Source organism: Flavivirga eckloniae (genome assembly GCF_002886045.1).
Classification (GTDB): domain Bacteria; phylum Bacteroidota; class Bacteroidia; order Flavobacteriales; family Flavobacteriaceae; genus Flavivirga; species Flavivirga eckloniae.
The window spans coordinates 3591093-3612473 of sequence record NZ_CP025791.1 but is presented as its reverse complement, the minus strand read 5'-3'; the positions used below and the strand labels follow the sequence as shown (position 1 = coordinate 3612473).

At 35.4% G+C, this 21381-nt stretch carries 18 protein-coding genes; 3 read left to right on the top strand and 15 right to left on the bottom strand.

What is annotated here, in order from left to right:
- Positions 1–47: 47 nt before the first annotated feature.
- The 7 genes from nuoH to C1H87_RS14950 form a co-directional block, all read right to left on the bottom strand.
- The gene (nuoH, locus tag C1H87_RS14980; RefSeq protein ID WP_233783161.1) at positions 48–1193 is read right to left on the bottom strand and encodes an NADH-quinone oxidoreductase subunit NuoH; all 1146 of its coding nucleotides are present in this window, start codon (positions 1191–1193) and stop codon (positions 48–50) included.
- A 136-nt stretch (positions 1194–1329) separates the two neighbouring features.
- Positions 1330–2451, bottom strand: coding sequence for an NADH-quinone oxidoreductase subunit D (locus C1H87_RS14975; protein WP_102756587.1), 1122 nt, complete (start codon positions 2449–2451; stop codon positions 1330–1332).
- A 6-nt stretch (positions 2452–2457) separates the two neighbouring features.
- A complete protein-coding gene (locus tag C1H87_RS14970) occupies positions 2458–2919 on the bottom strand; it encodes an NADH-quinone oxidoreductase subunit C (RefSeq protein WP_102756586.1) in 462 nt (153 codons plus the stop codon).
- 187 nt (positions 2920–3106) lie between these two features.
- A complete protein-coding gene (locus C1H87_RS14965) occupies positions 3107–3592 on the bottom strand; it encodes an NADH-quinone oxidoreductase subunit B (protein ID WP_158655346.1) in 486 nt (161 codons plus the stop codon).
- Between the two features lie 98 nt (positions 3593–3690).
- Positions 3691–4041: an NADH-quinone oxidoreductase subunit A gene (locus tag C1H87_RS14960; RefSeq protein ID WP_102756584.1), complete on the bottom strand. Its 351-nt coding sequence runs from the start codon at positions 4039–4041 to the stop codon at positions 3691–3693.
- A gap of 17 nt (positions 4042–4058) precedes the next feature.
- A complete protein-coding gene (locus C1H87_RS14955; RefSeq protein WP_102756583.1) occupies positions 4059–5069 on the bottom strand; it encodes a 2-oxoacid:ferredoxin oxidoreductase subunit beta in 1011 nt (336 codons plus the stop codon).
- Between the two features lie 7 nt (positions 5070–5076).
- On the bottom strand, positions 5077–6939 hold the full coding sequence (locus tag C1H87_RS14950; RefSeq protein ID WP_102756582.1) for a 2-oxoacid:acceptor oxidoreductase subunit alpha: 1863 nt from the start codon (positions 6937–6939) through the stop codon (positions 5077–5079).
- A gap of 158 nt (positions 6940–7097) precedes the next feature.
- Here C1H87_RS14950 and C1H87_RS14945 point away from each other — a divergent pair, with 158 nt between their 5' ends.
- On the top strand, positions 7098–7448 hold the full coding sequence (locus tag C1H87_RS14945) for a 4Fe-4S dicluster domain-containing protein (RefSeq protein ID WP_102756581.1): 351 nt from the start codon (positions 7098–7100) through the stop codon (positions 7446–7448).
- Between the two features lie 239 nt (positions 7449–7687).
- Here the strand turns inward: C1H87_RS14945 and C1H87_RS14940 are convergent, their stop codons facing one another.
- The 3 genes from C1H87_RS14940 to C1H87_RS14930 form a co-directional block, all read right to left on the bottom strand.
- Positions 7688–10939, bottom strand: a complete 3252-nt coding sequence (locus C1H87_RS14940; protein WP_102756580.1) for a T9SS type A sorting domain-containing protein — start codon at positions 10937–10939, stop codon at positions 7688–7690.
- Between the two features lie 530 nt (positions 10940–11469).
- On the bottom strand, positions 11470–12111 hold the full coding sequence (locus C1H87_RS14935) for a hypothetical protein (RefSeq protein ID WP_158655237.1): 642 nt from the start codon (positions 12109–12111) through the stop codon (positions 11470–11472).
- 404 nt (positions 12112–12515) lie between these two features.
- Positions 12516–13511, bottom strand: coding sequence for a GTP pyrophosphokinase (locus C1H87_RS14930; protein WP_158655236.1), 996 nt, complete (start codon positions 13509–13511; stop codon positions 12516–12518).
- A gap of 276 nt (positions 13512–13787) precedes the next feature.
- On the opposite strand from C1H87_RS14930, the gene nifJ reads away from it, so the two are divergent.
- Entirely contained in the window at positions 13788–17318 is a 3531-nt protein-coding gene (gene nifJ / locus C1H87_RS14925) for a pyruvate:ferredoxin (flavodoxin) oxidoreductase (protein ID WP_102756577.1), read from the top strand.
- Positions 17319–17411: 93 nt separating this feature from the next.
- Complete coding sequence (locus tag C1H87_RS14920) at positions 17412–17768, top strand: HEPN domain-containing protein (RefSeq protein ID WP_102756576.1); 357 nt, start codon at positions 17412–17414, stop codon at positions 17766–17768.
- A 22-nt stretch (positions 17769–17790) separates the two neighbouring features.
- On the opposite strand, the gene C1H87_RS14915 is transcribed toward C1H87_RS14920, so the two are convergent.
- The 5 genes from C1H87_RS14915 to trmB form a co-directional block, all read right to left on the bottom strand.
- Positions 17791–18033, bottom strand: coding sequence for a NifU family protein (locus C1H87_RS14915; RefSeq protein WP_102756575.1), 243 nt, complete (start codon positions 18031–18033; stop codon positions 17791–17793).
- Positions 18034–18036: 3 nt separating this feature from the next.
- Positions 18037–19173 (bottom strand): Mrp/NBP35 family ATP-binding protein, encoded by a 1137-nt coding sequence (locus tag C1H87_RS14910; protein WP_102756574.1) that lies wholly within the window; start codon positions 19171–19173, stop codon positions 18037–18039.
- A gap of 383 nt (positions 19174–19556) precedes the next feature.
- A complete protein-coding gene (locus C1H87_RS14900; RefSeq protein WP_102756573.1) occupies positions 19557–19886 on the bottom strand; it encodes an MGMT family protein in 330 nt (109 codons plus the stop codon).
- Between the two features lie 3 nt (positions 19887–19889).
- Positions 19890–20519, bottom strand: coding sequence for a lysine transporter LysE (locus tag C1H87_RS14895; protein WP_233783159.1), 630 nt, complete (start codon positions 20517–20519; stop codon positions 19890–19892).
- Positions 20519–21196: a tRNA (guanosine(46)-N7)-methyltransferase TrmB gene (gene trmB / locus C1H87_RS14890; RefSeq protein ID WP_102756572.1), complete on the bottom strand. Its 678-nt coding sequence runs from the start codon at positions 21194–21196 to the stop codon at positions 20519–20521. The genes C1H87_RS14895 and trmB overlap by 1 nt, the downstream gene beginning before the upstream one ends.
- Positions 21197–21381 lie beyond the last annotated feature (185 nt).

Sequence of the window (21381 nt, the reverse complement as noted above, 5' to 3'; positions counted from 1 at the left end):
ATACACTAGTTAAAATTTTTAACACAGGTCTCAGACTGCCATTTTACTTACCAACTTATAATTAAGTTGAGCCAAACCACTATTGCCATAACAACGATATTCACCAAGTTGATTGGCAATAGATATTTCCATTCGAGCGTCAATAATTGGTCAACCCGTAATCGTGGGAATGTCCATCTAAACCACATCATTAGGAATATTAAAACAAATGTTTTTCCTAAAAACCAGAATACACCCAGCCATGGGATAGATTCTGTTATTCCGAAAGGCGATAACCAACCTCCAAAGAATACAGTTGCTCCAATGGCTGCTATAATAAACATGTTTATAAACTCTGCTAAAAAGAAATAAGCGAATTTCATACCTGAATATTCCGTATGAAAACCTGCGCCAAGTTCCGATTCGGCTTCAACCATATCAAAAGGCGCTCTGTTCGTTTCAGCCGTTCCTGATATCATAAAAATCATAAAAGCAATGATAGCCGGAATATGTCCTTGTACGATGAGCCAACCCCCTTTCTGGACTTCGATAATTTCTGAAAGTTGTAATGTGCCTGTCAATAAAATCATGGTCAATAAAGACAAACCAACAGACAACTCATAACTTATCGTTTGAACCCCACTACGCATTGCACCAATTAGAGCAAACTTATTATTACTACTCCAACCTCCTAATAGAATACCTATCACCCCAATGGATGAAACGGCTATTAAAAAGAAGATACCTATATTAACATCAAATGCTTGAAAACCTTGTGTAAACGGCAGAACAGCTAATGCCATCAACGCCGTTACAATAACAAAATAGGGCGCTAAATTGTATAAAAACTTATCAGCTTTTACAGTTCCTGTTAGTTCTTTTGAAACCAGTTTTAAAGCATCTGCCATGGTTTGTAATAATCCTAGAGGGCCAACACGATTTGGACCTATACGCAACTGAAACCAAGCAGCCACCCTACGTTCGAGGAGTACCAAAAACAATCCGGCAACAGAAAAAATCCCTAAATAGATTAAAGCGACTATGACCATTGCTAAGATGTTTGCTGTTCCTTCTGACATCGTGCCAATAAGCCAATTTTGTATGGTTTCGGTTATGTTTAATGATGGATGACCGGAGATAGAAGACGGAAGATTGGTGACCGGTGACTGAAGACCGATGATAAATGACCAATATTGCATGATTAAACTAAACATTATAATTTATTTCTAAATGAATCATATCATTCATTAAATGAAATGATTCTTTATAAAATTTATTAAACTCTTTTTCTACTAGTTAATTTCTTCTTTCTCTATCATCAAACACCTATCACCGGTCATCGCTCTTCCCTCATCTATCAATATCCGGTATCACAAGATCCAATGTTGCCATAGTTGCCACTAAATCACCAATTTTCCCACCTACCGCTATATGATTGAGTAATGACAAATTTGAAAACCCGGGAGATCGAAACTTAACACGATACGGGTTTTTAGTTCCTGTACTTATTACGTAAACACCTAGTTCGCCACGAGCAGTTTCAACTTTTTGATAATATTCTCCTGGAGGTAATTTAATCACGACTTTGGTGGTTACTTTATGCTCGCCTTCTGGAATGTTATCGATTAATTGTTCTATAATCGCAATGGACTCCCACATTTCCTGAATTCTAACTTGATATCGTGATAGACTGTCTCCATCTGTTTTTAAGGATTCTTTAAAGGTCACTCTATCGTAAGCACTATACGGATGGTGTTTTCTAACATCGCATGAGTACCCCGAACCACGTCCAACAGGACCAGAAGCTCCGAACGAAATAGCATCTTCTTTGGTTAATATACCAACGCCTTTCATCCGTTTTTGAAAAATGACATTTCCGGTTAAAAGGGTATCGTATTCCGGAAGCTTTGTTTTAAAATGCGCAATAAAATCTTTGGTTCGTTTTACAAAATTTGGATGAATATCGAACATTAACCCTCCGGGAATATTATAGTTCATGGTTAAGCGCGCACCACAGGTTTCTTCGAAAATATCATTGATCATTTCACGATCTCTGAACCCATAGAAATAAGTGGTTAACGCTCCAACATCCATACCCATAACACCCCACCATAAACAGTGGGAAGCAATTCTTGTTAACTCGCCTAAAATGGTCCGAATAACTTTTACACGCTCCGGAATTTCTAACTCTAAAGCATTTTCTACTGTTAAACAAACAGCTTCATTGTTAATATGAGATGATAAATAATCCATTCTATCTGTTAAATGAACTATTTGCTGATAACTATCACGCTCGCTCATTTTTTCGATAGATCGGTGAATATATCCTAAATCTGGCTCTACTTTTTTAATAATCTCGCCATCAATAGTTAATAAAAGACGGAGGACTCCGTGTGTTGCCGGATGCTGAGGCCCCATGTTAATGAAATACTCCTCAGATTTAAAGTTATTATTTACGGCAACTGTATCCATATTTACTTATTTAATAACCATATTAATAGCGTCTTCATAGTCTTTTCTTAACGGAAATCCTTCCCACTCGTCTGTTAAAAACAGGCGTTTTAAATTGGGATGATTATTGAATTTTATTCCGAAGAAATCAAACACTTCACGTTCGTGGAATTCGGCAGTTCTCCATATATCGCATACTGTATCTAGAGTAGGGTTTTCCCGATCTGCTATTTTTACTTTTACAACAATAGTATGCCTATGAATTGTGGATTCTAAATGATACACAACGCCTAGTTCAGGATTCCAATCAACACCACTTAAACAAAACAAATAATCGAATTTAGTTTCGTTATTATTTTTTAATTCTGTCATTAATTGATGAAGGTTTTCGGGCGAAACCGTAACATTTAAAAACTGGGATGCTTCTTCGGTAAACTCTAAATCAGGCATCCAATTAGTTATTAAGTTTTGTAAGGCTTCGTTGGTCATAAGTTTTATTTTATAAAGAATTTCTTAAAACGAACTATTCTAGAGGCAAAGTCATAGAAATATTTAGCTCATTTAATTTTGAACTTTCTGTTCAAAAATCGAAATTCTGTTATTTAGATTCCCGTTTTTACGGGAATGACAATTTCAACGGATACTCCAAGGCAGAGCCTCGGAGAATTTTTTGCGATTAAAGTCCTTCATCAAATCCTTCAATCGGGTTTTCTTTGTTTTTTAAACTTTCGGTTCTAATTTTATCTTGAAGCATCAGCATACCCTCCAGCAAGGCTTCAGGACGTGGCGGACACCCCGGAACGTAAACATCTACAGGAATAACATGGTCTGCTCCTTTTACCACGGAATACGTATTATAAAAAAACGGTCCGCCAGAAATAGCACATGCTCCCATGGCTATAACATACTTTGGCTCTGCCATCTGGTCGTATAAACGCCTCAATACAGGCGCCATTTTATTAACTATAGTTCCTGCTATAATGATTAAATCTGCCTGACGGGGCGAAGGGCGAGCCACTTCAAAACCAAATCGGGAATAATCATGCCGGGCAGCCCCTGTTTGCATCATTTCAATAGCACAGCAACTGGTACCAAAATAAAGCGACCAAAGCGAGTTTGCTCGTCCCCAGTTAATGATTTGGTCTAACGAGGTAACGATCATGTTAGCTCCATTTCCGGCAGGAATAACTTTTCCCGGAAAATCTTTCGGAAATTTATGGTCTCTATCTTGAACCTCAGAGATATATCTTTTTTTATCGTCTACTCCCATTTTAACGCTCCTTTCTTCCATGCATACAACAATCCTAATCCTAGGATGAACAGAAATATGACTATTTCTATTAAAGCAACAAATCCAATATCTTTAAAAACAACCGCCCAGGGAACTAAAAATGCAACCTCAACATCAAAAATTAAGAAAAGAATGGCAAACAAATAATAGCCCACTTTAAACTGAACCCATGTTGGGCCTTTGGTTACCATACCACTTTCGTATGGCTCTCGTTTTTGCGGATTATCTGATTTTGGCGATATTAAATTAGACAAAAAGTTTGCCCCTGCGACCAAAACAATGCCCGCAATTAAAAATACAATGATGGCTTCTGAGCCCATTTATGTTATGTTTTAAATTAAAACACCTGATAAATATCTCCCGAGAAAAACAGATCGTCTGTTTTATTAAATTTAGATTTGCTCTTTACTTCGGCAGTTAAGACATCGATTCTTTCTTCTAAAGTGACATCTTCGTAGCTCCTAATAATACCAGTTACTAAAGGGTAACGTAACCTAACTAGCATTTGATGCAATGTTGGGTCTTGTTCTTTGGCATTATGAATTAATATATCTTTTTCTGTTATTCCGTTTTCGCCTATGGTAACGACTTCCAACTTTAAACCGTTTAAGACTAAACCTTTGTTTTTTTCTTTTCCGAAAATCATCGGCTCGCCATGTCTAACATATAGTTGTTTGTCCTCCCTTACTTTCTTATCTGTATATTCTGTAAAACAACCATCATTAAAGATAGGACAATTTTGTAATACTTCTATTAAAGACGTCCCTTTAAACTTTTCGGCTTCTATAAAAAGGTCTGTCATTTCTTTAGGAGTATTTCCTCCTATTCTGGCAAAAAATCGGGCTTGTGCGCCAATGGCTAATTCACCGGGAGAAAAAGGGGGCTGTGTATTTCCGTAAGGGGATGATTTTGTTTTCTGACCAACAAGCGAGGTTGGTGAAAATTGCCCTTTTGTTAAACCGTAAATCTCATTATTGAAAAGGATAATATTTAAATCGACATTTCGGCGTAGTACATGGATAAAATGATTACCTCCAATAGCCATAGAATCGCCATCTCCGGTAATAACCCACACACTTAAGTCTGGATTTGCTATTTTAACACCTGTAGCAATGGCAGGAGCACGACCGTGTATACTATGCATGCCATAAGAATCCATATAATAAGGGAATCGTGAGGAGCAGCCTATACCAGAAATAAATACGACATCTTCTTTTTTAACGTCCATGTCTGGAAGAGCTTTTTGCATGGCCCGTAAAATAACGTAGTCGTCGCAACCCGGACACCATCTTACTTCCTGATCACTAGCAAAGTCTTTAAAAGTGTATTTTTTTGCAGCTGTTTCCATAACTTACTTATTTTACTAATAATTGTTTAAATTTTTCTGCCAACTCTCCATTTCCGAAAGGAAGTCCTTGTACCTTATTATATTCTAATAAATTTAAATTATTAAAATTGATTTTTAAAATTTTAGCAAACTGTCCGTTATTTAATTCGCAAACAACGATCTTTTTGAATTTACTAAAAACGTCTTCTGTATTTTTAGGTAAGGGATTAATATAATTAAAATGGGCCAAGCCTATGTTGCTAAAACCTTCTTCTTCATTCAACTTCTTAACAGCCGTATGCAACGAACCGTAAGTACCTCCCCAACCTACAACCAATAAATCGCCTTCTTCTTCAAATTCTGTAGTTAGATCTGGGATGTAATTTTGCACCCGTTTAATTTTTTCAGCCCGAATTTTGGTCATGTATTCATGGTTTTCGGGAACATAAGAAACATTACCTGAAATCCTATCTTTTTCTAAGCCACCTACCCTATGTTCAAATTGAGGCGTTCCCGGAATGGCCCAATTACGAGCGAGTGTTTCCTTATCTCTATCATAAGGATGCCAATTTTCATGGTATTCTGAAACGATATTGTTCTTTATTTCTGACATGTCTTTAGCAGACTGTATTTTCCAAGGTGCCGAGCCATTTGCTATATAGCCATCTGTTAATAAAACAACAGGCGTCATATGCTCTAAAGTCATTTTAGCTGCCTGATACGCAAAATTAAAACAGTTAGCGGGTGTGCTTGCTGCAATAACTATAACAGGACTCTCACCATTTCTACCGTACATAGACTGTAGTAAATCCGATTGTTCTGTTTTTGTGGGTAGCCCTGTAGAGGGACCGCCACGTTGCACATTAACAACTACTAAGGGTAATTCTATCATCATCGCTAAACCAAGGGCTTCTCCTTTTAAAGCCAAGCCTGGTCCTGATGTTGTAGTAATGGCTAAATCTCCAGCAAAAGAAGCGCCTATCGCAGAGGTAATACCTGCAATTTCATCTTCCGCTTGAAGTGCTTTTACACCAAAATGTTTATGTTTAACCAATTCATGAAGAATATCGGAAGCTGGTGTAATAGGATACGATCCCAAGAACAGCTCCAAACCAGCTTTTTCAGCCGCAGCTAAGAATCCCCAGGCAGTTGCCGTATTCCCCATAATAATCCTATAAGTTCCTGCAGGCATTTTTGCTGGTGATATGGAATAAGCATTTGGGATGAGTTCTAAAGTTTCAGCAAAATAAAAACCGGCATTCAATACCTTTGTATTGGCTTCAATAATTTCTGGTTTCGATTTAAACTTTTTGTTAAAAAAGTCTATGGTATAATCGGGTGAGCGATCATACATCCAATACACCATACCTAAAGCAAACATGTTTTTACTTCTGGTAATACTCTTATTATCCAACCCTTGAACGTCCTTTAATGTTTCTTTAGTTAACGACGTCATAGAAACCTCAATAACCCGATAATTCTCAAGGCTATTATCTTCTAAGGGATTAGAATCGTATTGTGCTTTTTCTAAATTCTTCTTTGTAAAGGCATCTGTGTCTACAATAATAGTATGGCCAGGTTTTACTGCATGCAGGTTTGTTTTTAACCCTGCAGGGTTCATCGCTACCAATAAGTCTACCTCATCACCAGGCGTACTAATTTCAACACTTCCAATATGTACCTGAAAACCCGAAACCCCATACAAACTACCTTGTGGCGCTCTTATTTCTGCCGGATAATTGGGAAATGTGGCTATGTCGTTACCAAACATTGCAGAGGTGTCAGAAAACTGTGTTCCTGTTAGTTGCATACCGTCTCCAGAATCTCCCACGAACCTAATAATTACAGCTTCGAGAACTTCATGCTGTGTGTTTGATTGTGTTGTAGCCATGTGATATTTAATGATTTAGAATTAGCAAAATTTAAGCTAAAAGCGTATATTAGATACGAAATATAATTTCTTTTTAAGGTTCTTAATATGATTTTTATCACTTAAAGCTCTAAAAACTAATTTAAATTTACAAATATTATTTTCTTAAATGTTTAATTATGGCTATTATTATAACAGATGAGTGTATTAATTGTGATGCCTGCATCGTAGAATGTCCCAACAATGCAATTTATGAACCAGATCAGGAATGGGCTTATGCAGATGAAACTGCCTTAAGCGGTAGCGTTACACTTCCAAATGGAGACGAAGCTGATGCCGATGAAATGAACGACCCGATATCTGATGAATTTTATTATATCGTTCCAGAAAAATGTACAGAGTGTAAAGGGTTTCATGAAGAGCCCCAGTGTGCTTCGGTTTGTCCAGTAGATTGTTGTGTGCCTGATGAAGACCATGTTGAATCTGAAGAGACGTTGCTTGAGAAAAAGGCTTGGTTGCATGCTGAGTAAAGATTAGATACATTAATCAAGGCTATTGGGACAATCATCATTTAATTCCAAATGTTCTGCGATTCTTACCCTTATTGTATCATTACCTTCGTCAGTTCCAGCACAAACTTCTCCGAATAGAAAGAATATAATAAAAAAGTTTTTACAGAAAGTATGAACTTTTGCCTTTTCAAAGCAATGTATGTTTAGCTATTTTGCCCTTGATAAAAAATATTCTAACAGAGGTGATAATCGTGTTTTTAATTCAATATTAATTTTGATGATACTACTTTCGTACTTTCAAAATTTACTTTTATGAAGTATAGCCCTTTTCTGAAGTTAGATACATTAATTTTTATATCAGAAATATTAAAAACATTCTCATAATAAATACGTTTACCTAAAGCATTATAAAATTCAACGGACTTAGCTTTTTCAGAAACATTAGATTTAATGTTCACAAAATCAGTTGTTGGGTTTGGATATATTGATATTTCTTTTTCTAAATCAAAATCTGTAAGGCTCAATGTACCTGTTGTATATTGATAAGTATCTGAATAAACTATATTCCCATTATTAGTGGCAACTAGTCTGTAGTAATAAGTTTGATTTGGCAACGGGTTGTTGATTAAACTAGTTATCAAGTTAGTATTATAATCATAAGCAAAATTTGGCGTTCCTGCTATTGATGAACCAAAACTGTCTGTAACCCCATATTCGAAATGAATATCTGTTAAATAAGCTCCATAGCTATTAATTAATCCTTTAAATTCTAAAGAATTTGTTTGAGTTTCTTCTATTGTTCCGCTAACCATTATAATATCTCCTGAAAAATTAAAAATTCCTTCTTTGCTATAAATAGTTTCTCCATTATGAATAGCTTTTAATCTAAAAAAGTAATTTGAATTTACATCTAAGTTAGTTATTGTTGTACTAACATAGTTTGTACTGTTAGCGTTGACTCGAGAAGGATTGGTTGAAATATTGTTTCTGTAATCAATAGTTCCGTATTCAAACACGATATCTGTTATATCTTGATTATGAGAAGTCAAATATGCTGATAATGTAACATCTGTTCCATTAATACTTGGTCCATAAAGATTTATATCGTATTCTGGATAAGTTGTAAAAGACTGAATATCACCATAAATATCTTCTCCTTGGTGTGTTGCCTTTATTCTATAAAAGTATTGCGTTTCAGGTTCTAAATTAATTAAACTTGCAGTAACATTTTCTGTTGTATTTTCTAATACAGATGTTGGTGTTCCACTTAAAGTACCACTAAGAGCATCTGAACTCTTACCATACTGAAACTCCACATTTGTAATGTCATGTTCATTGGAAACTACAGTACCCGAAATTTCTGCAGTATTGGATGAAAAATTAAAAGTATATTTCGTTGTTATTTCATAATCGGGAAGTGTTGTGAAACTCAAAATTTGGCTAGAAGAATTAATATTTGAATTCTGTTTTCCTGTCAATCTATAGTAATATGTGGTGTTTGACTCTAAGTTAACTAAATCAATAGAAACATTCAAAGATTCATTTGCATCAACGGTTTCAGGTATTGTAGAAATAATATTACTGAACGAGTAATCCATGCTATATTCAAATTGAATGTTCGAAATAGATTCTCCATTAGAAGCAACATTACCAGTTAAACTAGCACTTGAATTAGTGAGGTTTTCAGCAGGATTAATATGCAAAATCATGGTTTCATAATCTACATTACTTCTGTAAATTTTACCATTTGTACCTACTGTATAGATTTTCTCGTTAATAAGTTCAATTGAATTTATAGCATATTGTTGAGTAAGATATTCCCAATTTACACCTCCGTTTTCCGTTTTATAGAGTTTTCCATCCTCGTCTGCTATATAGCCAATATTTTTTGAATAAAAATTAACCTTTGTATACCATTCATATGGAATTTCTAATTCTTGCCAGTTGGTTCCGCCGTCGTTTGTTTTATAGATTAAACCTTGATCACCGACAAAATACCCATTGTTCTCATCGACAAAATGAAATGCATTAATATCTTCACCTTCCAACTCAATACTTATATTCCATGTATTGCCACCATCTATAGTTTTGTACATAGCTCCATAATAGTTTCCTATACGATTACCATAACCAATCAAATCACTAACAAATTGTATCTGACCAAATTCTTGATTAGAAACCTGATTCCATGTAATTCCCCCATCAATAGTTTTCATAACTTTTCTTTGGTTAAAACCTCCAGAAATAAAACCAATATCTTCATTTATAAAGAAAATAGAACTTAGCCCTTCGTCTACGTAAATATTTAATTGATTCCATGTGACTCCTCCATCTAATGTTTTAAATACATCTCCAGATATACTGTTCGTTCCACCTCCTATGGAATAACCAATATTTTCATTAACAAAATAAAACCCACTACAATATGTATAATGGTTCGTAGAAGAAATAAAAGACCAATTATCTCCAAAATCAGTAGTCTTGTAATAATTATTTCCTGACCTAGCAAAACCTACACCGGTATCAAATATTTTAATACCATTAAAATCATTATAAGTTACAGAACCTGGTGTCCATGTATCTCCTCCATCTGTAGTTTTAATAATACGTCCACGCGCACCAGTGGCATAACCAATATTACTGTCTTGAAAATAAATTCCATACATAGAAGTATTGTATACAAATCCACTTTGAAAAAAAATTTGACTCCATGTACTTCCTCCATCATTTGTTTTATAGGTAGCTCCATGATCTCCTGTTGCAAATCCATTATTTTCATCTAAAAAATGAAAATCATATATTGCCTCAATTGATCCCGATATTTCTATCCAAGTTTCTCCGCCATCAGTAGTTTTATACATATAATCATGTTCTCTTGTTGCAAATCCAATGTTTTCATTAATGAAGTAGATGTTAAAATAATTAGAAGGGATGATATTACTGTCGTCTTTTGTTGAGTACCAAGTTTCTCCACCATCAATAGTTTTTAGGATAACTCCATTTAAACAAGCTGCATGTCCTACCAATAAAGATGTGAAAAAAGTTTTGACTACACTTACATTAGGTATACTTGAGCTTTCCCAGGTTACTCCGGCATCATCAGTTTTTATCACACTATTTGAAGTCGATAATATAATATTGTTATCATCAATTATATTAACAGTATTAAATGTATTATTAAAACCTGTAGATATTTGACTCCAGGATGTTCCGTTATCTATAGATTTTAACACGTATCCATAATTACCAACAATATAGCCTGTTGTATTGTAAAAACTCATATCATTTCCACTAGATATATTTTGTTTTTTTAACCAAGTATTGCCAGCGTCCAGCGTTTCCAATAATTCATTAGACGTAATAATGTATCCAATATTATTTGTCACAAAATCAATATCTTTTCCAGTATTAGCTGTTGGTTTAGGGTTCAACAATTCCCAATTTGTTTGAGAGTAGATTTTATTTATGCATATAATAATACAAAACAGGAAAAGTAGATTTTTTTTCATTTCAATTTGTTTAAACTTCAGGACGGATCAAGCTTATGTACGAGATGTTGCACGTTTGAGTTTGAGGTTTTTTCGAAAGAAAATCAGAAGCTAACAAATACGTAACCAACTTAACGTTAGCTAAAAATAGTCATTTCTTATATATGGCGTGCCTATTGCACAAATCTTAGATAAAGATACAGAAAATATGTGTTTTGTCGTACGCAAGGCAAGAAAGATTATCCAAAAAAAATTATTCACTCAACTTCAATTAAACGCACATATACACCGTTGTTTCTAAATATGTCTCCTGCTAGAATATTTTCTAGTGACAATAACAGTGAAAAGGAAGTATATAATAAAAAGCTTTTACGGAAAGTATGGGTTTTTGTGTTTTTAAATTAATGGGTTTTTAGCTGTTTTACCGCCACTAGAAAATATTCTAGCGGGAGCTGGGGTTGTCAGCATAGATAACTCTCTATATTTTAATCTCAAAAGTATTGAAAATGCTTTCCGATTCTTGCTTAGCCATATTGATACTTCAAATAGAATTAATTAACGTTGTATAACGACCGTAAACCTAAAGAGTGAAACTCCCAGGTAGCGGGGCTGTGCAATGGTACGTCTTCAAATGTACGTGTTATAAGATTGAAATAGCGCACCGTATCTCCACGCCAGTAATAAAGCGTGTCTGGTTTGTCAGAGAATATCGGACTGGCGCGTGATTTTAGAAACTTTCGGGCATTCTCGCTGCCTAAAAGTTCTCCTGTTTCTATAGAGGCCCAATGTGCCATGATGCTTGGTCCACCGTCGGTTTTGAAAAAAACAAGTTTGCCGTCGATGGATACAATGGGGGATTTAATATTCCAATTTTCTGGAAAATTAAACGTCACTTTTCTTTTAAGCTTGCCATTGAAGTCATGAATCCAGAAACCGTCTGATTTCATTGCCAGAAACTCTTTATCACCAGGCAAAAGAAATAAACCAATAGAAAAAATAGTTGTGCGTTCAGTTAACTTTTGCTCTGAAACACTATAGTTATAATGCTTTCCATCGGAGTAAAAAATCAGATTTTCACTATCTGATGTCCAATTAAAATGGGGGACACCTCCTCCGTCAATTATCTTGATACTCGTTTGCTCCTTTAAATCCAAAAGCCCTCTAAAATAACCATTGGGACCATCCAAAGACAATGCTACATAACGGTTATTAGGCGAACGAATAGGCGTATGTACAATCGTCGCTCCGTCGAATAAAAGCGCGCTATCCGCTATTTGACGTCGATTGGAGCCATCAAGCTCCATTGACCACAATGTATCACTGTCTTCTGCATTGAGGCGAGCTATAAGTTGAATTCTGGGTATTGAAGTTGATTGTATCTTATTGTTTTGACAGTAGACCATGAATGATACTGTGGAGATTAGAGTAATTAGTGCTATTTTTTTCATAATTATATTGACCATAACGGTCTCGTATAACCGTCAGTTACGGGTTAATATGCGTTTATTTTCGGTTTGGCACTGACTTTAGCAATTCCGAGTGGATTCGGACGTAGTCAAATCCGCCCGTAATTGCGGTTATACATTGTTACCTGCAGTTATAATTTTTTTTCAATCCACTTCTTAAGGACTATATCCCACGCTGATTCATCAAATTCTAATTCTCCTTTTCTTTTTGGATTGGTAACATAAAGGGAAAACCAAGTTAATAAAAGTGTTTTTGGTAAATCAAATCCTTCATATTTATGTGTAACTAAATCTTTATGAATCTGTTCATAATGAGGTTGCATTTTTTCGATTGTTTTTTCGATAGAAACAAAATTCTCACCGTCTTCATCAAAATTGTCAAAAAACAATGAAAAATCATCTTCTTTCCAATTTTCTGAATCGTCTGGAAATTTATATTTAATGTAGGCTTTAAATGTTTCTAGATTAAAATCTTGCTTTAAATTGAAGCTATTAGATTTAGCTATATTATCATTTATAGTTTCTTTGTATTCTTGAATACCTATTCTTAATTCCTCGAATTGTTCATCGGCTTCTTCAAATTTCGCACTTAAGCGAAATAGTTTTCTTTGAAATTTGTCGGGGACTTGAGCATCACTCTTATAATTTAGCTTGTGTTCAACTTCTGCCCATGCGTGCATAAGTACGGTCCTTGTCTGTATTTCGGCCTTTAAGCCTTTAAGCTTTCTGTAGTTTGGGGCAGCTAACCAACTATCATTTATAGTTACGATGTAATGATTTGATCTATAGGCAAATTCTTTTAATCCCAATAAATCAGATTTGTCTTCTTGCTCGATAACTAAAAATTCTTTTCTAATAATTTCATCAATTCTTTTAATATCTGAAGCATAATAGCAAATTATTCGAACTCCACATATATCTTCAATATCTATAAACGGATTTTTATATCCTTTTCTTTTTGTTTTTTCGTAAAAAGAATCGAATTTTTTTACTCTAGAATATATCTCAAGAAAAGGGATGTCTGCTTCTTTTAGAAATGTTCTCAAAGCTTCAACAATATTATTTCCAAGTCTATTGTAATTTTCTTTCTTTTCTTGAAACTCTCGTATTAATTTATTTTTATCCATTTCTTTAAATTGCAGGTAACAATTATATAGACGCACCTTATGGTATTTATTCCCCTTATATTTCCGAATAAACGTCATAAGGTGCGTTTATTTCTATTATATGTAAAATCAAATATAAGAAAAATCTTTCTCGATTAAATAATACCCTATTATACTAAACCCCCATTATCACAAATCACAACTCCCCAACATTAACACCGTCACCTGACATAAATCATAGAATTTCAGCTATTTAGTTTATAACTTAACAAACATTTCGTTAAAATTTTATGTATTATGAAAAGCCGTACTCCTAAATTAATTTGTGACGCAAATGAAGCAGTTGCAAGAATTGCGCATAAAACTAATGAGGTTTGCGCCATATACCCGATAACTCCAGCATCCCCTATGGGTGAACATGTTGATGTATTTAGCTCTAACGGAGAAAAAAACATTTGGGGTAATGTTCCCAGGATTGTAGAAATGCAAAGTGAAGGTGGCGCAGCAGGAGCTGTTCATGGTTCATTGCAAGCCGGTGCTTTAACCACAACATTTACCGCTTCTCAAGGATTACTACTTATGATTCCTAATATGTATAAAATGGCAGGCGAATTGTTACCCTCTGTTATCCATGTTGCCGCCAGAACGGTTGCAACGCATGCGCTTTCAATTTTTGGAGATCATTCTGATGTTATGGCAGCAAGGCAAACAGGGTTTTCTATGTTATTTGGAGGCTCTGTTCAAGAAGCTTACGATTTTGCTCTTATAGCCCAAGTAGCCACGTTAAAATCCAGAATTCCCTTTCTAAATATTTTTGATGGCTTTAGAACGTCTCATGAAATTTCTAAAATCGATTCTATTCCAGATGATGTTATTACGGCAATGATACCCGAAGATAAGATTTTAGAGCATAAAAAGCGGTCGTTAGATCCAGACCATCCGGTAATACGAGGTACTTCGCAAAATCCGGATGTATTCTTTCAAGCTAGGGAAGCTGCCAATACATTTTACGAAAACGTACCTGAGATTGTTCAGGATACCATGGATGAATTCTACCAACATACGGGACGCAAATACAGTTTATTTTATTACGAAGGACACCCGGAAGCAGAACGCATTATTATACTCATGGGGTCTGGTGAAGGTGCTGCACGAGAAACTGTTGAAACTATGGTTCGTCATGGTGAAAAAGTAGGCGTATTGTTTGTTCGTTTATTCAGACCGTTTTCAATTAAACATTTTATTAATGAATTGCCCAAAACCGTTAAAAAAATAGCGGTTCTGGATAGGACTAAAGAACCAGGCGGCGTTGGAGAACCTCTATATTTGGATGTTGTTACAGCATTTAATGAAAGTGATCGAGATATGCCTGTTATTGTTGGTGGTCGCTACGGCTTATCTTCAAAAGAGTTTACACCTCAAATGGTTAAAGGTATTTATGACGAATTATTAGACGATAAACCTAAAAACCATTTTACAGTTGGCATTAATGATGATGTAACGTTTAAGAGTTTACCAATTGACGATTCCTTTAAAACCGAAAGCAACACTTTTAACTGTATGTTTTACGGATTAGGATCTGATGGAACGGTGGGAGCCAACAAGAACTCCATTAAAATTATTGGAAATACCACAGATAATTTTGTACAAGGCTATTTTGTATACGATTCTAAAAAAGCCGGAGCGCAAACCATTTCCCATTTACGTTTTGGTCCGAAACCTATTTATTCATCCTATTTAATTGATAAGGCTGATTTTATAGCAAGCCACCAATTCAATTTTATAGAAAAGTATAATATGCTTGCCGATTTAAAGCATGGTGGAACCTTTTTATTAAATGCACCCTATTCTAAAGACGATATCTGGAATCATCTACCTGAAAAAACACAAAAAGAGATTATTGATAAAGAAGCCAATTTTTATATCGTTGATGCGAGTAAAGTCGCTGCGGAGTCCAATCTCGGTAAACGTACCAATACCGTATTACAAACATGCTTCTTTGCTATTTCTGGTATCCTGCCAAAAGAAGAAGCCATTCAACGCATTAAAGATGCTATTGTAAAGTCTTACTCCCATAAAGGAGTAAGAACCGTTAAAATGAATTTTACTGCTGTTGATAATGCGCTTGCCAATCTTGAAAAAGTAACATATCCAAAAGAAATTACAAGTAAAAAGCATATCCAAACTGCTATGACAAATGCTCCTGAAGGATTTATTACAGAGGTATTAGAAAAAATTCTTGGCGGGTTTGGAGATGAGCTTCCTGTAAGTGCGTTTCCGGTTGATGGTACCTTCCCAACAGGAACAACTCAATATGAAAAAAGCGGTATTGCAGACAATGTTCCGGTTTGGGATGATGTGGACTTATGCACGCAATGTAATAAATGTGTTGCTATTTGCCCGCATGCAGCGATTAGAGCAAAGGTTGTGCGTAATGATGAATTATTAAATGCCCCAGCCTCACTACAATCAATTGCAGCTAAAGGCAGACCTTTTAATAAAAATGAAGAATCTTATGTGCTTCAAGTATCGCCACAGGATTGTACGGGTTGCGATCTTTGCGTAGCTGTTTGTCCGGCAGTAAGTAAGGAAGATGAAAACTTTAAAGCGATTAATATGCACAAAAAGCTTAAAGTTGAAGCCGAAGAGGACGTAAACTGGGATTATTTTGTTAATCTACCTGATTACAATAGAACTGCATTACAAATTACAAACATAAAAGGCTCGCAGTTCTTAGATCCGCTATTTGAATTCTCGGGTGCGTGTTCTGGTTGTGGTGAAACACCTTACATTAAACTATTAACCCAATTATACGGAGATAGTATTTTAATTGCAAACGCAACAGGGTGCTCATCCATTTATGGTGGTAACTTACCAACCACACCATATAAAACGAACGAATTTGGTAGAGGCCCAGCCTGGGCAAACTCCTTGTTTGAAGATAATGCAGAATTCGGTTTAGGTATGAAATTAGCTTTAAGTAAGAAACAAGAAATTGCGGTAAGTTTGCTTAAATCTGTTGAAAAAGACGTTGGAAAAGAACTGGTTGACGCCATTCTTAACAATCCTGAAAAGACCGAAACAGAGAAAGCAGAAAATTTCAAAAATCTTGATAAATTAAAAATCAAACTGGTAGGCATTGATGATGAAAATGCCAAAAAACTATATCAACTCACCGAATATCTCCGTAAGAAATCAGTATGGATTTTAGGTGGTGATGGTTGGGCTTACGATATTGGTTATGGCGGTGTAGACCATATTCTAGCTTCTGGTGAGGATATAAACATTATGGTGTTAGATACTGAGGTTTATTCTAATACCGGCGGACAAACTTCTAAAGCAACCCCTCTAGGTGCTAGTGCGAAATTCTCTGTATCTGGTAAACGAACCAGCAAGAAAAGTTTAGCGCTTCAAGCTGTTTCTTATGAAAACGTTTATGTTGCTCAAATTGCAATTGGCGCAAAAGACCTTCAAACGCTAAAAGCTATTGAAGAAGCCGAAGCTTACCCCGGACCATCCATTATAATTGCCTATTCGCATTGTGGCGAACACGGCTACGATCTTGCCGACGGTGCTTTACAGCAAGAAAAAGCTGTAGCAAGTGGTTATTGGCCGTTATTTAGATTCGACCCGTCTAAACCGAAAGGAAAGAAATTTAAATTAGATTCTAAAGCCCCATCGATACCTCTTAAAGACTTTATGTATAATGAAACTCGTTTTTCCAGAGTTGCTAAAGACGATGCCGAACTTGGAGCTAAGCTCCTGGAACAGGCTCAAGCAGAAGTTAACTCGAAATGGGAGCGACTAGAACTTTACAGAGATATGTAAACATATCCTGCAGACTCCTTAAGACAAACTCTCCATGCTACCGCATTTAGCATGGATACGGTATTGCTATTACTAACATTAAATACATTTACTATGAAAAATGAAGCTAGTAAATATTTTTTTAATGCCTCTCAAAAATTGAATCAAGCTAATGACGAACTTTTTAAACCTGGAGAAGATATTGCAAATCATTTAATTTGCAAAAATTCCCAATATGCCATTGTCCATTATCTAAAAGGGTTTCTTGTAGAAAACGGTATCGATACGAGGAATTTTAGAACAATACATGATCTTTATGAACAATGTATAAAAATCAACAGAGACTTTAAAGATATCGACTTGTTAGATTTTGACTGTAAATGGCGTAAATCGGATTGTACAACGTATTGCTATATCCCATCAAAAGCAAGTACCTGTTTCAATATAGCGAATAGCCTAGATTGGTTTTAAAAAAAAGAGAAAAGCGCTTAAACTATTCAATATTAATAACTTGTTCAATTTGTGGCGCATACTTTTTTATGGTCATTTCAACCCCAGATTTTAGTGTCATCTGATTGATGCTACAGCTCACGCAATTTCCTTTTAACTGGACTTTGACCAATGTGTCGTTTTCCTCAATGGATAATAACGAAATATCGCCACCATCACTTTGAAGGAACGGGCGAATTTCTTCTAAAGCTTTTTCTACATTTAATCTAACTTCTTCTGTGCTCATACCCTATTTTTTAACAGCTGAACATCCAGCCATGGTTGTAATTTTAATTGCTTCGGTAGGTGGCAAGTCGTCATTTCGCCTTACAACTTCTTCAACAACATTTTGAGTTAGTTTTTCAAATGCCTGTTCTAACTGTGTTCCTGTTTGTAGTGCAGCCGGACGACCAACGTCTCCTGCTTCTCGTATACTTTGCACTAATGGTAACCCGCCTAAGAAAGGCACTTCTAAATCTTCAGCTAAATTCTTAGCCCCTTCTTTTCCGAAGATATAATATTTATTATCTGGTAATTCTTCAGGTGTAAAATATGACATATTTTCTACAATTCCTAAAACTGGCACGTTAATGCTCTCCTGCTGAAACATAGCTACACCCTTTTTAGCATCGGCTAATGCTACATTCTGTGGTGTACTAACAACAACAGCTCCTGTAATAGGGAGTGATTGCATGATACTTAAATGAATATCGCCTGTTCCCGGAGGTAAGTCTAATAACAAGAAATCGATCTCTCCCCAATGGGCATCAAAAATCATTTGATTTAATGCTTTTGCTGCCATTGGCCCTCTCCAAACCACTGCTTGGTTAGGTTGTGTAAAAAACCCGATGGATAATACCTTAACGTTATAATTCTCTATAGGTTTCATTTTAGATTTCCCATCTATATTAACCGCTAAAGGTTTTTCTGCCTCAACATCAAACATAATAGGGATAGATGGTCCGTAAATATCGGCATCTAAAACTCCCACCTTAAAGCCCATTTTAGCAAGAGTTACTGCTAAATTTGCTGTTACTGTAGATTTTCCAACACCACCTTTACCAGATGCTACAGCTACTATATTTTGAATTCCAGGTATAGGATTACCTTTAATAACATTTGCTTTTGGCGTTGCAGGCGCGTCTACCTTTACATTTACTGTAATTTTAGCTTTTTCGTAAATTTGCTCGTGAATCGTTTTTAATATATCTACCTCGGTACGCTTCTTTGCTTGTAAACTTGGATTTTTAATGGTAATATCTACAATAACCTCATCTCCAAATGTAATCACATTTGTTACGGCACCACTTTCAATCATATTTTGCCCTTCTCCCGGTACGGTAATCGACTCTAATGCCTTTAATATATCTTTTTTATTCAGCTTCATTTTTTTAGCTTTAATCTAAGCTACAAAGATAATTAATTAAGAGAAGATAAAATCCAAAAGCTAGAAGTTTTATCTGCGTTTAGGGCTTAAAACCAGAGGTATTTTGATTTATTCGGGCAATTCATAATTCTCGATAACATAATCTAAATCCTTGTCTCCTCTTCCGCTTAAATTTACCAGGATAGATTGTTTTGGGTTTTCTTTCGTCAATTTAAGGCAAATGCTACGGCATGCAAACTTTCAAGAACAGGAATAATATCCTCTTAATCTTGAAGGCTTTTATTATGATAATAATCAACTTAGCGATTTAATATCGGGACAATATTATAAAGTAAAGACCGATAAGAGAGCGTTTATAAATTTAAGATTATTAAGCAATAACCTTATAGTTCTTTTGATGGATCCCAGTAAACACTGTCTAAATTCTGAATCTGGTTGTCAACGACCTCTATCCCCTCATTTTCTAACAGTTGTTGCATAAGGTTAGTACCATCAAAATGATGTTTACCGGTTAGTAAACCTTTCCTATTTACTACACGGTGAGCGGGAACGTTTCTTGCTCCAGAACCGTTCATAGCATAACCAACTATGCGTGCACTTCTAGCTGCTCCCAGATAGTTGGCAATAGCACCATAGCTGGTTACTTTGCCGTAAGGAATTTGCTTGGCAACTTCGTAAACTTTATCGAAGAAATTTAAGGTTTCTGGTTTCACAATTTATAGTTCCTTAATAATATTGATTAATGTTATAATTGAAATAACGCCTGTAACGCCTCCAATGACGTAATTCATACCTTTTTGAGATGTAAACGACTTTCCTTTTATCTTATCGAAAAAGAAAATATACATGTATAGCATTACAAAAGTCCCCATACCTGCTCCTGCTACGTACGATATGATACTAATCTGGTCGAAAGTCATCCACCCAAACGAGGCTATGGTAATTGTCATATAAGCCTGATAAGGAATTGGAAACACATTTATTGCCGAAAGAAACATCCCTTGAAAAAACCGGCTATGCTTACTACGCATTTGTGGCTTAATTTGTTGGGCGGGCTTCGATTTTGAGATAAGTAGAAAATAAATGGTTATTAGCACAAAAATAACAAAGGCAACCCGTTGTAAAACATCTACAACTTCTGCATGCTTAGTTAAATATCGTGCAAAAACAGAGGCTACATAGGTTTGAAGCAATACAACTGCACAAACCCCAATGGAAAACACTATGCCTCTTATATGCCCTTCTTTTAAACTTATTTTAGCAGCCGTCATATTTAATAACCCCGGAGGCGCAACTCCTATTATAGCTACAGTTAATCCTAAAATGAAGACTACAGTTATATTCACTAATGCTTAATTTTGAACCGAATATACGTAATTGGTTTGTTTTGTTCCAAATATTGTGATTCGTAGAAAGTTTGAATGCTTGTAACTTCTTCTGGACTGCCTTCTTGTTTATACACATTATGGTTGGCATAAAGCACTTCATGCCCCGCACCATGCAATAACCCAAGCGTATATCCGTGCATAAACTCGCTGTCGGTTTTTAGATTTACGACACCATCGGTTTTCAATATTTTTTTATAGCGTTTTAAAAAGGCTTCGTTAGTCATTCTGTGTTTAGTACGCTTGTATTTTATTTGCGGATCCGGGAAAGTAATCCAAATTTCATCAACTTCGTTTTCTGCAAAGGCATGATCTATCAGCTCGATTTGGGTTCTTAAAAAAGCAACATTAGGAATATCTTCTTCTATAGCAGTTTTAGCGCCTCTCCAAAACCGTGCACCTTTAATATCTATACCTACGAAATTTTTATTAGGATATTTTTTTGCCAACGCCACAGAATACTCTCCTTTTCCACACCCCAGTTCTAACACCAATGGATTTTCGTTTTTAAACACCGATGTTCTCCATTTACCTTTTAAATCGTATTCCGCATTAACCAACTCATCTCTAGACGGTTGAAACACATTCGAAAAAGTTTCGTTTTCCTTAAACCTTTTTAACTTGTTTTTACTCCCCACTATTATTTAAAATTTTGGTAAAATTACGGAAATATACTAAAGTGTTCATATGCTTATCTTTGAATTTACCGAAAACTTGCGTGAAGTTTTTTTATAGCACCTTTTTTAAATTTAGTTCATGTTTTAAATTAAAACATATGAAAGAAAATCCGAATTTTGCAATAATGATCACGCCATAAATTATT

Bases quoted from the DNA above. Each gene is read 5' to 3' on its own strand.
- nuoH (WP_233783161.1), bottom strand. From the start codon at position 1,193: ATGTTTAGTTTAATCATGCAATATTGGTCATTTATCATCGGTCTTCAG.
- C1H87_RS14975 (WP_102756587.1), bottom strand. From the start codon at position 2,451: ATGGATACAGTTGCCGTAAATAATAACTTTAAATCTGAGGAGTATTTC.
- C1H87_RS14970 (WP_102756586.1), bottom strand. From the start codon at position 2,919: ATGACCAACGAAGCCTTACAAAACTTAATAACTAATTGGATGCCTGAT.
- C1H87_RS14965 (WP_158655346.1), bottom strand. From the start codon at position 3,592: ATGATCGTTACCTCGTTAGACCAAATCATTAACTGGGGACGAGCAAAC.
- C1H87_RS14960 (WP_102756584.1), bottom strand. From the start codon at position 4,041: ATGGGCTCAGAAGCCATCATTGTATTTTTAATTGCGGGCATTGTTTTG.
- C1H87_RS14955 (WP_102756583.1), bottom strand. From the start codon at position 5,069: ATGGAAACAGCTGCAAAAAAATACACTTTTAAAGACTTTGCTAGTGAT.
- C1H87_RS14950 (WP_102756582.1), bottom strand. From the start codon at position 6,939: ATGGCTACAACACAATCAAACACACAGCATGAAGTTCTCGAAGCTGTA.
- C1H87_RS14945 (WP_102756581.1), top strand. From the start codon at position 7,098: ATGGCTATTATTATAACAGATGAGTGTATTAATTGTGATGCCTGCATC.
- C1H87_RS14940 (WP_102756580.1), bottom strand. From the start codon at position 10,939: ATGAAAAAAAATCTACTTTTCCTGTTTTGTATTATTATATGCATAAAT.
- C1H87_RS14930 (WP_158655236.1), bottom strand. From the start codon at position 13,511: ATGGATAAAAATAAATTAATACGAGAGTTTCAAGAAAAGAAAGAAAAT.
- nifJ (WP_102756577.1), top strand. From the start codon at position 13,788: ATGAAAAGCCGTACTCCTAAATTAATTTGTGACGCAAATGAAGCAGTT.
- C1H87_RS14920 (WP_102756576.1), top strand. From the start codon at position 17,412: ATGAAAAATGAAGCTAGTAAATATTTTTTTAATGCCTCTCAAAAATTG.
- C1H87_RS14915 (WP_102756575.1), bottom strand. From the start codon at position 18,033: ATGAGCACAGAAGAAGTTAGATTAAATGTAGAAAAAGCTTTAGAAGAA.
- C1H87_RS14910 (WP_102756574.1), bottom strand. From the start codon at position 19,173: ATGAAGCTGAATAAAAAAGATATATTAAAGGCATTAGAGTCGATTACC.